9 protein-coding genes are annotated in these 13,874 nt (G+C 68.2%); 4 read left to right on the forward strand and 5 right to left on the reverse strand.

Annotated elements, in window-relative coordinates:
* Positions 1–96: 96 nt before the first annotated feature.
* Complete coding sequence (locus POL67_RS33190; RefSeq protein WP_271924538.1) at positions 97–525, forward strand: hypothetical protein; 429 nt, start codon at positions 97–99, stop codon at positions 523–525.
* 835 nt (positions 526–1,360) lie between these two features.
* On the forward strand, positions 1,361–2,152 hold the full coding sequence (locus POL67_RS33195) for a hypothetical protein (protein ID WP_271924540.1): 792 nt from the start codon (positions 1,361–1,363) through the stop codon (positions 2,150–2,152).
* 68 nt (positions 2,153–2,220) lie between these two features.
* On the opposite strand, the gene POL67_RS33200 is transcribed toward POL67_RS33195, so the two are convergent.
* A complete protein-coding gene (locus POL67_RS33200; RefSeq protein WP_271924542.1) occupies positions 2,221–3,411 on the reverse strand; it encodes a cytochrome P450 in 1,191 nt (396 codons plus the stop codon).
* Between the two features lie 361 nt (positions 3,412–3,772).
* On the opposite strand from POL67_RS33200, the gene POL67_RS33205 reads away from it, so the two are divergent.
* Positions 3,773–4,210 carry an acyltransferase gene (locus tag POL67_RS33205; RefSeq protein ID WP_232379388.1) on the forward strand — a complete coding sequence of 146 codons (438 nt, stop codon included), beginning with the start codon at positions 3,773–3,775 and terminating at the stop codon, positions 4,208–4,210.
* 65 nt (positions 4,211–4,275) lie between these two features.
* Positions 4,276–4,638, forward strand: a complete 363-nt coding sequence (locus tag POL67_RS33210) for a hypothetical protein (RefSeq protein ID WP_271924545.1) — start codon at positions 4,276–4,278, stop codon at positions 4,636–4,638.
* A gap of 9 nt (positions 4,639–4,647) precedes the next feature.
* On the opposite strand, the gene POL67_RS33215 is transcribed toward POL67_RS33210, so the two are convergent.
* From POL67_RS33215 to POL67_RS33230, 4 genes are all read right to left on the reverse strand, one after another.
* Positions 4,648–6,147 (reverse strand): L,D-transpeptidase, encoded by a 1,500-nt coding sequence (locus POL67_RS33215; protein ID WP_271924547.1) that lies wholly within the window; start codon positions 6,145–6,147, stop codon positions 4,648–4,650.
* A 133-nt stretch (positions 6,148–6,280) separates the two neighbouring features.
* Positions 6,281–9,697, reverse strand: a complete 3,417-nt coding sequence (locus tag POL67_RS33220) for a hypothetical protein (RefSeq protein WP_271924549.1) — start codon at positions 9,695–9,697, stop codon at positions 6,281–6,283.
* Positions 9,698–9,784: 87 nt separating this feature from the next.
* Complete coding sequence (locus POL67_RS33225) at positions 9,785–12,370, reverse strand: hypothetical protein (protein WP_271924551.1); 2,586 nt, start codon at positions 12,368–12,370, stop codon at positions 9,785–9,787.
* Between the two features lie 27 nt (positions 12,371–12,397).
* Positions 12,398–13,807, reverse strand: a complete 1,410-nt coding sequence (locus tag POL67_RS33230; protein ID WP_271924553.1) for a hypothetical protein — start codon at positions 13,805–13,807, stop codon at positions 12,398–12,400.
* Between the last annotated feature and the right edge of the window lie 67 nt (positions 13,808–13,874).

Here is a 13,874-nt window from a genome sequence, read left to right on the forward strand (position 1 = left end):
TACCCGCACGGCAGTCGCACCCGCGCGCCTTCTGAGCATCGTGCTCGGTGGAGGCGCCATTGACAACGCCGCGTAGAACCGGCTAGTGAACGCCCAATGGTACAGTCCAAACGCGTGCTGCCCACGCTGCCCCTGTTCGCGCTCGTCCTCGCTGCCTGTGGCGCGGGGCCGCTGGTGTACGTGCAGGAACACCCGGCGAGCGAGCTCTCATGCCCTCGAGAGAAGCTGACCTACGAGCGCATGGGCGAAACCGGTCTCATCTATGCAAGTGGCTGCGGCGAGATCGTCCGGTACGTGGCCCAGTGCAATCCGAACGGGTTGTGTGTCGGCGAGACGCACGTCGTCGTCTCGCGCGATCTGCGGCGCCAAGCTGGCTTCGATCTCAAGTGCGACGATACGATCGAATTGACGCGGCTCGGCCAGGACACGTTCGGCGCGACGGGATGCGGGCGTCGTGCCAGCTACGCACTGCTGAACTGCAGCGCGAATGGATGCACGATCGTGCAGAATACGCAGACGCAGTAACGCCGCGCCAAGGTGCGTTGCACGCTGGCGACGGGCACGTTGCCTGTTGAATCGTCACCGCCGCGGTCTTGATGGGCAGGGTCGTCGCGGGTCTTGACCTGGCCTGTTCGATGAACTGCGCGTTGCGCAGTTCATCGACCCCGGGTCCAGCGCTTGCGCTGGTCCAGGTCCAGGGGCGGATAGCCCCGGTGGGGTCTGGGGCAAAGCCCCAGCGCAGCGCCCCCAAGATGAGACCCATGCTCAGCTCCCCCGTCGACCCCCCTCCGCCGACCCTCGACCCCACCCCGAATCCCGTTCGACCCCCAGCCGAGACGCCTGCGCCCCTCGCCGCCTCGTTCTCACGCGCGAACCTCGGAGCTCTCCCCCCTCGAACGCGCCGACCCGAACCCGACGACCGCTGCCCGCCACGCTCGAACCTTGCACCACGGATCCCGATCGAAACGCCCGTGCCCCTCTTCCCCTCGCGGTTCGATGCGAGCGTAGGAGGGCGAAGGGCGCTTTCATCGCGACGCGCGCGGCAAGGCAGGAGGGCACGAGCCTCCTCGATCGGCGCTCGCGTCGTGCTCCGAGAGCCCCCGGGCCTCCTCGCGCGCGGGTCGAGCAGGACGTGACGACCTCCGCGCCCACTTCGGTCCGCGCGCATGTTCCAAACGAGGACCCCCGCGCCCTCCTTCCTCGCGGTCGACGCCCCAGCCCACGAGCCCCACCCCTTCCCTCGCTCACGCTGGGGTCCCGCCTACGGAACCCCCTTGCTTTTCTCACCGCGCCTCGTGCAGCATGCGACCCGCCTCACCACCACCCAGGCGGAGGCTCGACCTCCGAAAGGATTGCCCGCATGGAGCCCCTCCTCGCGTCCCTCTTCAACTTCTATGCATTCTCGACCGGCCGACGCCTCTTCGCCCTCTTCCAGGTGCGGAAGGCTGCTGTGGCCGCGTCGCACGTGGATCTCGCTGCGCACGCGGCCCACGCCATCATGCACGACACCGAGACGCGCGCGCTCGAGGCGAAGTGGGCGGGCCGCAAGCTCACGACCTATTCGCCGGAGGCGAGGCAAATCGACATTTACGTGGACGCCGCGATCACGGCATTCCGCGACGGCGCCGACGCGCAGATCCGGGCCTCCGCGCCGGGCGATCCGCTCGCGGACGCGGCGCAAAAGATGATCGCGGTCCTGCTCCCGAAGGGCGCGGGCGCCATCACCTCCCTCCCGTTCGTGGAGGAGCTGGCGGAGGTCCAGCGAATCCTGTCGCGCGTCGACGAGCCCGATTACAAACCGCTCGTGGCGGAGCTCGGCCTCACGCGGCAGGTGGCGCGGCTCAGGGATCTCGAAGAGCAATATCGTGCGGCCATCGAGGGGCCGGGCGGCGCGTTGACCTTCGCCAAGGTGAAGGACGCGCGCGCCAAAGGGCAATCCCTCCTGCTGCAAGCCGTGGCGATGATCCTGGGCAAATACCCCTCCGACAGCGAGGCCGATCGGACGGCGCGCGGCGCGCTGCTCGAGCCCATTCTCGTGCAGAATGAAGCGATTCGCCGTTATCTGCGCGAGCGCAAGCCCATCGAGGACGTGAACCCGGAGACGGGCGAGATCGAACAAGACCTGCCGACGCAGGAGCCGGCGAAACCCTGAGGTGGAGATCGGCGAGGGCGGTGTCGGGGGACGTCGATGCGAGAGGGGCGAGGAGGTAGGGCGCTGGGCTAGCGCTCCTGGGCCGGATCGAACTTCATCCAGCAAGTGAGCGGTCCGCGCGCGGTCAACGACATGTTCCAGGTGGGTTCACGCGTGATGTGCACGCCGCGGATGTGCGGCAGGATCTCCTCGAGCGCGAAGCGCGCCTCGGCCCGCGCCAGCGCGGCTCCGAGGCAATAGTGAATGCCGTGGCCGAAGGAGATGGTCGCGCGCTGCTTGCGGTCCATGTCGAAGCGGTCCGGGTCCTCGAAGTAGCGCTCGTCGCGGCAGGCCGAGGCCACGAGCAAGAGCAGAATCGCGCCCGCGGGGACACGTACCCCGGCGATTTCCTCCTCCGCGACCGAGAGGCGCACCGCCAGTTGCACCGGCGACTCGAAGCGCAAAAGCTCCTCGATGAAGTTCGGAATCTCGGTGGGATTGGCGCGCAGGCGGTCGAGCAGCGAGGGGTACGTGGCGAGGATACGCAGCGCGTAGGTGAGCATGTGGGACGAGGTCTCGTAGCCCGCGACGATGATGACGAAGAGGAAGCTCAAGATCTCGTCGTCGGTGAGGTGGTGCCCATCGATCTGGACGTCGAGCAGGTCGCTCACCAGATCATCACGACGCGCGCGCCGCCGCTCCTCGATCACCTCCAGCAGGTAGCGCTCCTGCTCCGCGATGGAAGCGCGGATGCGCGGCTGGGCCTCGGGGGGCGTACCGGGATTGATGGCGATGATATCGTCGTTCCATGCGCGGACGCGCTGGCGGTGCGCGCTCTCGATGCCGAGGAGGTTGGCGATGACGCCCATGGGCATCGCCGAGGCGATGTCGTCGCACACGTCGATCTCGCCGCCCTCGCGGGCACGGACGACGAAATCACGGGCCACGGCGCGGGCCAGCGGCTCGATGCGAGGGAGGACGCGCACCTTGAAGGCGTCGGTGGCGAACGCGCGGTACTTGCCGTGCTGCGGAGGGTCCATCATGGCGATCGAGTCGGCCAGCGGGTTGCGCTCGATCCATGGCTGAATGGCCGCGGCGCGCTGGCCATAGGACGAGAAGCGCGTGGGTTGCTTGAAGACCTCCACGATGTCGTCGTAGCGGCTCACGGCCCACATCCCGCCGGGATCGACCTGCGTCACCGGCGCCGACCGGCGCAGCTCGGCGAAGTACGGATACGGGTTCTTGCGGTACGCGGGGTCGAACAGGTTCAAGCGTGCCATGGGGCTCCTTGGCGAGTGTTTGGTGATAGAAAATGCGACGCGGTGAACGGGGCTCGTTCGATGATAAACACGCCTCGCTGCGAACGGGGTGCAGGGTCCGTTGCGCTGTCGCGGGGCCGTCTTCGTCCGGGAGAGGCCGTACCCAGCGGGCTCCCCTACGTCGCGCGCGCTTGACTTTGGCCCGCACGTGCGCCTCCGCTGCGATGCGTGGGACAGATCGTCCACGACGCTGGTACGTCGGGCACGTTCGGGACTCACCTAGCTCTTGCGGTCCCTTGGAGTTTCGTCCAAACATCGTTCGGCGGACGGACGCCAAGAAAGTTCGCCAGGTCCGAGCGACCGGGATACTTCCAGGTACACCATGAACCAAACGCGCTACATCACCGCTCTCTGCGCCGCCGTGCTGCCCCTCGCTCTGGCCCTCGTGGCCAATGGCTGCGGCAACAAGGAAGAAGAAGTTCCGCCCGCGCCCTCGGCCATCCCCGCGCCGACGCCGACGCCGGCCCCGACGCCGACGCCGCTCGTGGTCGAGGAGGATGCAGGCTCGGACGCCTCGGACGCCGGCGAGGACGCGGACGCGGGCAAGAAGGTCGTCGGCACGGGCGATTCGACGGGCATCCGCGCCTGTTGCTCCGCGCTCCGGCAGAACGCGAACTCGGCGCCGCTCGATCAGAAGGCCTCGTACCTGGCCGCCGCCGGCATGTGCGACGGGCTCGTCAACTCGCCGGAGGGCCGCCAGGCGCTCACCGCGGTCCGCAACATGCTGAAGGGCGCCGGCGCACCCGCAGCTTGTAAGTGAGACGCCCGCGCTTCCCGAGCGCTGCAGCCCGCATTTCAGCGGAGGCGAGCCCGCGCGCGCGTCGCGTGGCCCTCGCTGCAGCGCTCGGGTTCGTCGCCGCCTCGTTCCCTTCCCGCGACGCGAACGCGCTCGAACCCCCGCCGGGTCGCACGAAGATCACCTCCGGCATCGCCTTGATGGTGAGCGGCGCGGTCGTCACCGGCCTCGGCGCCGGGCTCTACGTAGCGAACGAAAACGCCGATCGCGCCGCGTGTGTCCCCTGCGCGAAGTCGTCCTGGATCTTCCCGACCGTGCTCATGGGGATCGGCGGCGCCATGTTCGTCGCGGGCATCCCCGTGTTCGTCCTCGGGCAGGTCGAACGTTCCCGCGAACCCGCCGCCGTCGTCTCGCTCGGGCCGTTTGGCGCGTCCGCGCGTTTTACGTTCTAGAACCCTGCATCAACCGCCGTGGGTCCAGACGAGCGTCCCTCCTTCGAGGTTGACGGCGCCGTGCCATTCGGGGGGGACGACGGGGTCGGTCCAGTCGAAGAGCCATTTCGCGTCGGCCGGGGCGAGGTTCACGCAGCCGTGGCTGCGCGGCTTGCCGAACTCGTCGTGCCAGTACGCGCCGTGCAGCGCGTAGCCCTCGTGGAAGTACTGGATGTAGGGCACGTCGCGTAGATCGAACGAGTCCGAGCCCTCCTCGCCGTCCATCGTCCCGGAGACGTGCTTCGCGTGCACGTAAAAGACCCCGCGCATGGTGGCGGTCGTCTTCTCGGGATCACTCATCCCGCCGCGCCCGGTGGACACGAGCGTCGCGAACACCGGCCGCGTCCCCTCGTACGCCACGAGGAGCTGCTTCTTGATCGACACGTCGATCCACTTCTTGCCGGCGCGCGCGTGCCCGACGGGATCCTCGCGCGGCGTGCCGATCAGCATCGTCTCGGCGGGCAGCCAGAAGCCCTCGGTCGTCTCCCACAACCCGCGCTCGCCGCCCTTCGTGTTGCCCGTCAGGATCCAGCCCGATCGCCAGGGCGCGATCCCCTGCTCGCGCATCCGGCCGTCGGCCCCCTCGACGAGCTTCGACGCGCCGTGGCTGACGACGATGCCCGGCAGGCCGGGTTTGTCGACGACCACGCCGTGGTGCGCGCTGATCTTCGCGGGCTTCGTGCGATCGAGCGGGATGAGATCGAGCTCGGTCGTGAGGCCGAACTTGCGGCTCGTCCATTCGAAGGCCGTGATCAGCCCGAAGGCCGACTCTTCCTTCGCGCGGCCGGCGTGCACGGTGTAGCGGAGCGGCTCGACGGCGCCGTAGGGCTTCGGCAGATCACGGCCCTCGCCGAGGAACGCGGGCACGGTGTCGAGCGGGACGTTCGGCGTGATCGCGAGGCGGACGTGCTCACGCACGGTGGGCCCCTCGACGCGGCGCTGGTCCTTGTCGGTCGGCAGACGGAAGTAGAGGTGGGGTGCAGGCGAGCGCGACATCACGTAGGCGTAGGGCAACGTGGCCGCGCGGTCGGGGCCTCGCAGGGCGGCCTGGATGACCTGGTGATCGAGCGCGAGCGTCGCGCCTTTGCCGACGCACACGTAGCCGCGCGGGACGATGCGGTACCAGCCGCCCTCGCAGCGCCGGGTGCCGGCGGATGTCTCGGCGCGGTCGACGACGGCGCCGGCGCGCAGGTAACCGAGCTTGGTCGAGCGATCGTCGGGCGCGACGTAGATCCAGGTCCGCATCGCGATGCTGCCGATCTTGGCGCCGCGGCCCGGCTCGGTGTCCTCCTCGGCGCGTTTGTCCGCGGCGGGGGTGCCTTCGAGCTTGTCGGGGCGCTTGAGCGTCGCGCCCGGGGGGGCCCGATCGAGGACGCGCCCCGGCGGATCCTCGACGTTACCGCAGCTCGGGAGAGCGAGCAGCAGGGCGAGGAGCGCTGGCCTTCGGGAGGGACGCGCGCGCGGGGACATCGAGGAGGTTCGGCGCTGCTTAGGACGAACGCGCGCCTCGGGCAACGTCTTGGCGAGGGGACTGCGTGGGAGGGTGGGTCAGGTTACGGGGAGGCGGACGGGCGGGCGGGCGCTTTTTCGGGAAAATCGTCGCTCACGGCTCACACACGTCGTTCACGCAGTTGTTCGAGAAGCACTGCGCGTTGTCGTTGCACGCGAAGCCCGTGTCGCCGAGGCACACGCCCGCGCCGTCGCAGACCTCGAGGTCCGCCGCGACGCACGTCCCGTCGGTCGTGCCCGCCGCGACCGGCATGCATTGGCCCTCCATGCCGCCGAGCCCGCACGAGAAGCAATCGTCGGCGCAGGCCATGTTGCAGCAGACGTTGTCCGCGCAATGGCCGCTCGCGCAGTCCGCGCCATCCGTGCACGTGTCGCCGAGGTCGCCGATGCACATGCCCGCGCCGTCGCACGTGCCCGGCATCGTGCACTCCATGTCCGGATCGGTGCCCTTCGTGATGGGCGCGCAGACGCCGTCGACGCCGCTGCCCTTCTTCCCCGCCGAGCACGCCTCGCAGATGCCCGTGCAGGCGTCGTCGCAGCAGACGCCGTCCGTGCAATGGCCGCTCAGGCATTCCGCATCCACGCCGCAGAGCTTGCCCTGCAAGGTCTTGCACGCGCCGGCGCCGTCGCAGGTCTCGTCCGCCCCGGCGCACGTGCCGGCGTCGTTTTGACCACTCGCGACGAACGAGCAGACGCCCGCCGAGCCCGCGAGGTTGCAAGCCAAACACGTGCCCGCGCACGCCGTGTCGCAGCAGACGCCGTCCACGCAGGTGCCGCTGAAGCACTCGGCGTCGGCGACGCACGTGGCCGCGTTTTCTTTCTTGCACGCGCCCGCGCCGTCGCAGGACTGGTTCATGCCCGTGCACGTGATCGGGTCGTCCTGGCCATTCGCGACGAACGAGCAGACGCCCGCCGAGCCCGCGAGGTTGCACGCCAAACACGTGCCCGCGCACGCCGTGTCGCAGCAGACGCCGTCCACGCAATGGCCGCTCATGCACTCCGCGTCGGCGACGCACGCAGCCGCGCTCTCTTTTTTGCAAGCGCCCGCGCCGTCGCACGACTGGTTCATCCCCGCGCACGTGGCCGCGTCGTCCTGCCCCGCGGGGACGTTCGTGCAGGTGCCCGCCGAGCCCGCGAGGTTGCACGTCTGGCACGTGCCGGCGCACGCGCTCGTGCAGCAGACGTTCTCGTCGGTGCAGAACCCGAGCACGCACTCCCCGCCGTCCTGGCAGGGCTCGCCCGGATCCTTCTTGCACGCGCCCGCGCCGTCGCAGGAGCTCGTCCCGACGCACCCCGGCGCGTCGTTCGTCGTGATCGGCACGTTCGTGCAGGTGCCGACGTTGCCCGCGACGTTGCACGCCTTGCACGTCTCGCCACAGGCCGCATTGCAGCAGACGCCGTCGGCGCAGAACCCGCTCAGGCACTCCACGGCCCCGGCGCACGTTTCGCCCGCGACCTTCTTGCAGATGCCCGCGCCGTCGCAGGATTGGGTGGCCCCTGCGCACGTCCCCATGTCGTCCTGCCCATCCGCGACGAACGAGCAGACGCCGGCCGAACCCGCGAGGTTGCAGGACTTGCACGAGTCGGTGCAATCCGTGTCGCAGCAGACGCCGTCGGCGCAATGCCCGCTGAGGCAATCGCCGGCGGCCAGGCAAAGGCCGCCGTCCTTCGATTTGCAGGCGCCGGTCGCATCGCAGGACCGCGATCCCGCGCACGCGTTCGTGGGATTCGTGTCCTCCGCGGAGACGAGCGGCGTGCACGTGCCGACGCTGCCCATGAGGTTGCAGGCGAAACACGCGGTGTCACAAGCGCTGCCGCAGCAGACGCCGTCCACGCAGAAGCCGCTGACGCAATCGACTGCGCCCGCGCACGTCTGGCCGCTGTCCTTCTTGCACGTGCCCGCGCCGTCGCAGGCGTTCGCGCCCGTGCAGGTCGGCGCGTCCTCGGTCGCGACGGGCACGTTCGTGCACGTGCCGACGCTGCCCGCGACGTTGCACGCCTTGCACGTGTCGCTGCAGGCCGCGTCGCAGCAGACGCCGTCCACGCAATGGCCGCTCAAGCACTCGACGGCCCCGCCGCACGTCTGCGCGGGCCCCTTCTTGCACACGCCGGCGCCGTTGCACACGGTGCCGCCGTCCTGATCACACGCGGCGTTGAGGGGCCGGTCCGGGTTCGAGGGCACGCCGGCCGCGCTGCACACGTCGTCGGTGCACTCGTTGCCATCGACGGGTTTGTCGGCCGTGTCGGGCGACGTGACGATGTGGCCCTGGCCGTCACATTCGACGACCTTGCAATCGAGGGCCGTCTGGTCGTCCGGCAGAGCCGTGCCCTCGGGCGTGTAGCTCACGCCGCACTGGTTGTTGATGCACGTGCGGACCTTGCAGAAATCGTCGGTGCCGTCGCATTGCGTGGCCTCGTTGCAGCCGACGCATGTCCCGCCGCCGTCGCAGTAGAGCCCGGCGCCGCACGCCGTGTTGAGCGCCTCGCTCGGGAACGACGGCGCGCCGTTCGTGCAGACGTTCTTCGTGCAGGCGTTGTCGTCGTTCGGCAGGTCGGTATCGTCGACGATCTCTTTCGTCGCGCCCGCGCCGTCACACACGACCCGCATGCAATCGCCGGCCGCCTGGCTGGAGAACATGGTGCCGTCCGGCGCGAACGTCTGCCCGCAGATGTGGTTCTCGCACGTGCGCTGCTGGCAGACGTCATCCGGCGGCAGGTGGCCACAATCGGCGGGCTCGTTGCATTCGACGCAGCCCGACGCGCCGTCGCAGACCTCGGGCTTGCCCGGCTCGCAGGGCTCGCCCGCGCTCACGGGCGGGTTCATCGCCGCGCCCATCGTGCACACGTCGAGCGTGCAGGTGTTCATGTCGACGGGGATGTCCGTGTCGTCGACGACGGCCGTGTCCTCGCCCGCGACGCAGATGTGCTGCAAGCAATCGCCGGACACGGGCACGTACCCCGGCGTCGGCAATCCGTCGAGATCCGTGAAGAGGCAGGTGCCCGCGCCCGCATTGCAGGTGTCCTCGGTGCAGGCATTGCCGTCGTCACACGGCTTTTGCGCGCTGCACTCGACCGAACACGCCCCGCCTTGGCACGTCCCCTGCGCCGTGCCGAAGAGACAGCTCGTCCCGTTCTGCGCCGGCGTGTGGACCGAAGCGCCCATCGCGCACGCATCGTTCGTACAGCTCTCGCCGTCGTTCTCGATGTCGGCGTCGTCGTTCGTCGTGACGACGGCGCCGGCCACGCAATCGACCCGCTGGCAATCCCCGGCGATTTGTCCCGGCATCGGCCCGTCGTCGACCGGCACGAGGACACACGTCCCGTCGTTCCCGCAGACGTCGACCGTGCAGGGGTTCTGGTCGTCGCAGTTCTCGTTGACGAGGCAGGCCTTCGTATCCTCGATGGGTCGGGACCCATTGGTATCGAGCCCACACGAGGCAATCGGCGAGACGAGGGCGGCGGAGAGGAGCGTGGTGAGGAGAGAGGCGAGGATGCGGGGGCGGTTGGGCATCGGTCGGGTGTTCTGTTCGTTCTGCAATCGGTCTTCGAGGGGGACGAGGCCGCCGTCATCCCCCGCAGGACGGCGGCCTCTGCGATGTCACGGCATACAGTTGTTGCCGCCCGGGCACTTGTTGCTCACGCAGTCGCTGTCGCTGTCGCAGTCCTGGCCGTCGTCGAGCTTGCACGCATTGGCGCCGTCGTTCGTGCCATCGCAGCTCTTGTTTCCGACGCATGCATTCGCGGGGAAGGTGTCCTCGGAGTATTTCAGGACGGCCATGCAGGAGCCGGACGCGTTGCACTGCATGCACGTCGTGTTGCACGCGTTCTCGCAGCACACGCCGTCGACACAATGGCCACTCATACAATCTACCGCGGCTCCGCAGGGCGTGCCCAGGTCGCTCTTGCACTCGCCCATGCCATCGCACGATTTGTCGCTGCCGACGCACGCATTCGCCGGGAAGTTATCGTCGTTGCCCGGCGGGATGTTCGAGCACGTGCCGACGTTCCCCGAGACGTTGCACGCCTGGCACGTCCCGGTGCAGGTGCTGTTGCAGCAAACGCCATCCACGCAGTTCGTGGAGAGGCACTGCGTCCCCATCATGCACGTCTTCCCGAGGTCCGTCTTGCAGGCGCCGTTGCCGTCGCACGATTGATCGCCCGAGCAGGGGCCGTCATCCTGCCCCGACGGGACGTTCGAGCACGAGCCCAGCATCCCCGGGACGTTGCACGCCTGGCAGGCCCCGCAGCTCGACGAGCCGCAACAGACCCCATCGACGCAGAAGTTGCTGAGGCAATCCCCCGCCCCGTTGCAGTTCGTCCCGTTGGAGCCCTTGCAGCCGCCGGAGCCATTGCACACGCTGCCGTTCGTGCACGTCATGCTCGCGCTGACGTCGGGCTGACCGGAGGGGATGTTGACGCACTTGCCCTCGTTCGCCGAGACGTTGCACGCCTGGCAGGTCGTGGTGCACGACGACTCGCAGCACCGGCCGTCGACGCAGAAGTTGCTCACGCACTCGCTCGTGCCGCCGCACCCCTGCCCGTCGTCCTTCTTGCAGGCGGTGTTGCCGTTGTTCGTGCCGTCGCACGAGCTCGCGCCCGTGCACGAAGGCGCGTCCTCCTGCCCCTTCGGGACGGGGTTGCACGTGCCCAGGCTCCCGGCGAGGTTGCACGCGCGGCACGTCCCGGTGCAGTTCGAGGAGCAGCAGACGGCGTCGACGCAGAAGGTGCTCGCGCAATCGCCGTTGGCCGCGCAGCTCTTGCCGGGCGACTTCTTGCACTGCCCACCGCTGTTGCAGACGTCGCCGCCGTTCTGGTTGCACGCCGCGCCGGCGGGCTGGTTCGGGTTCGACGGCGTGGTCCCATTGCACGTATCCTGCGTGCAGTCGTTGCCGTCGACCTTGGGATCCGTGGAATCCGCGACGGTGACCGTGTTGCCCGCGCCGTCGCAGACGAGGCGCTTGCAGTCGTCCTCGGTCTGTCCGCTCGGGAGCGCCGTGTTGTTCGCCGTGTAGTCGACGCCGCACACGTTGTTGATGCACGTGCGCTTCTTGCAGAAATCGTCCGTGCCCTCGCAATCGGCGGCCGTGTTGCAACCGACGCAAGCGCCGGTCGCATTGCAGACCTGGGCCATGCCACAGGCCGTGCCTTGCGAGACGGGCGTGGAACTCCCCACGCCGTTCGAGCAGGTATCCGTCGTGCATGCTTTGCCGTCGTTCGGCTTATCGGTGTCGTCCACGACCTCCGTCGTGCCGCCGTTGCCATTGCAGACGATCATCTTGCAGTTGCCCGCGGTCTGGAGGGCCGGGCTCGCCGGCGTGTCGGTACCCATGTACTTCTCGACACAGGCATTGTTCACGCAATCAGCCTTCGTGCACTCGTCCTCGGTGATGATGCCGATGCAATGGCTGGGCTGGGTGCACTGGACGCAGTGGCTCGCGCCGTCGCACACGTCCGTGTCCTCGGGCGTGCACGGCGTCCCCGTGGTCGTGGGCGGGTTCGACGGGGCGCCGCTCGTGCAGATGTTCTCCGTGCAGGGATTCACGTCGACGGGCACGTCCGTGTCGTCGGTGACGTCCGTGTCCTTGCCCCCGACGCAGAGCTTCTGCTTGCAATCCCCCGGGTTCTGCGTGGCGCCCGGGGTGGGCAAGCCGTCGATGTTCGTGAAGACGCACTTGCTCGTGGCAATGTTGCAGAAGTCGTCCGTGCAGGGGTTGCCATCGTTGCACGGGTTCTGCGCGTCGCACGAGATCTGGCAGACGCCCATCTCGCACGTGCCGCTCTGGTTGCCGCGCTGGCACGCCTCGCCTTCAGGCGCGTGTGCATTGCTCGGCATGCCGGCCGTGCAGACGTCGTTCGTGCAGGGCTCGTTGTCGTCGGGGATGTCCGCGTTGTCGGTGACGGTGACTTCCTTGCCGACCGCGCAATCAATCCGCTGGCAATCGCCGACGGTCTGCGCCGGGTTCGGCCCGTCTTCGATCGGCGTGTAGACGCAGATCTTTTCGTCGCTGCACGTATCGACGGTGCACGAGCTATTGTCGTTGCAGTTGGCGGCAGACTCGCAAGGCTCCTGGGTCTTCACAGGCTCCGAGCCGTTCGTGTCGAGCGCGCAGGAGGAAGCCTGCACGAGCGCGGACGCCACGAACGCCGTGGCGAGGAGGGCGGATAAAAAGCGAGGGCGGGGCATGACGGATCTCTTTCGGAGCAGGTGACGTCAGTTGCAAATATTGTTGACGCAGTCGTTGGTGCAGTCCCCGTTCCCCATGCACTTCTTTCCGGGTCCGCAGTCGGGGCACGAGCCGCCGCAATCGACATCCGTCTCGCTGCCGTTCTGGACCAGGTCGCTGCAGGAAGCCGCGGCGCACGTGCCATTTTTGCAAACGCCGTTGAAGCAATCGGCGTTCACATTGCACGAGGCGTCGGTCGCGCACTTCAGCACGCAAACGCCACCGCAATCCTTGTCCCCTTCCGTGCCGTTCTTGACGTTGTCGAAGCAATCCACGCAGACCTTGTTGTCGCACTCCCCCTCGCAGTCGGAGGTTACGACGCACTTCTCGCCGAGCTCGCACCGCTCGATACATTCGCCGCCGCAGTCCACGTCCGTCTCGGTGCCATTCTGCGTGTTGTCGCTGCAGCTAAAGCAAGTGTTGACGGTCACGTCGCACGTATGCCACGGAGGTCCCCCTCCGCAGTCGGCCGTCTGCGAGCATCCGAGGCAAACGCCGACGCCGTCGCACTTGCCCATCCCCGTCGGGTTGTTCGACGTCGCGCATTGCGAGAGCGTCGGGAGCGGCGGGTTCACGGGGGCCATCTCGTTGCACTGATCGGCCGTGCAAGAGTTGCCGTCATTGAAGGGGTCCGCCGCGTCCGCGATCGTCGCGACCTTCCCGCTCTGGCAAACCTTGGCCTTGCAGTCTCCGCTCGACTGGTCGCTCGAGGGCAGTTGCACGCCTTCATTGAGCGGCGTCACGACGCATTGCTTGTTCGTGCACGTCCAATCGCTGCAGAAATCGTCGACGGGGCAATCCGTTTCGCTGCCGCAGCCGATGCAGACGCCCATGTCGTTGCACGTGCCGTTCATCCCGCACGGCGCCCCGTTCGCCGGCGTGTGGGTCTCCTTGCCGCCCTCGCAGGCGTCGACCGTACACGGGTTCATGTCGTCGGGATCGGCGTCGCCGGTCACCGCGAACATGCAGACCTCGCCGACGCACGAATCCACCGTGCACCGGTTCTTGTCGTCGCATTCTTCCGACTTCGTACACGGGATCTCGCATTGCCCGGACACACACTCGCCCATGCCGTCGCCGAGCTTGCACGTCGTCCCGTTCACCGCGGTGTGCTGGGGCGCGCCTGCCGAGCAGGTGTCCTGCGTGCAGGGATTCGCGTCGTCCGGCACCTCCATGTCGTTCGGGACCGAGACGAACTTCCCCCCCTGGCATTCCTTGCGAACGCAATCGTCGGGCGTGGTGGGGTCGGTCTGCCCCGTCGTGCACTCGCTCGAAGGGTTCGAGCCTTGCTGGTCGAGACACCCGGGCGCCGACGCGACCATCGCGGAGCCGATCACGAAGATCGACGCCAAGCCGTACGAGCGCACCGTGCTCCTGCGGAGGGAAGTCGCGAACATGGTCATGGAAAACTCCAAGGCAAGGCGCCGAGCCAAGACGCCGCCGCCAGTTTCGCCGATCTCGCGC

The organism is Polyangium mundeleinium, from assembly GCF_028369105.1.
In the GTDB taxonomy this organism is placed as follows: Bacteria; Myxococcota_A; Polyangia; order Polyangiales; family Polyangiaceae; genus Polyangium; species Polyangium mundeleinium.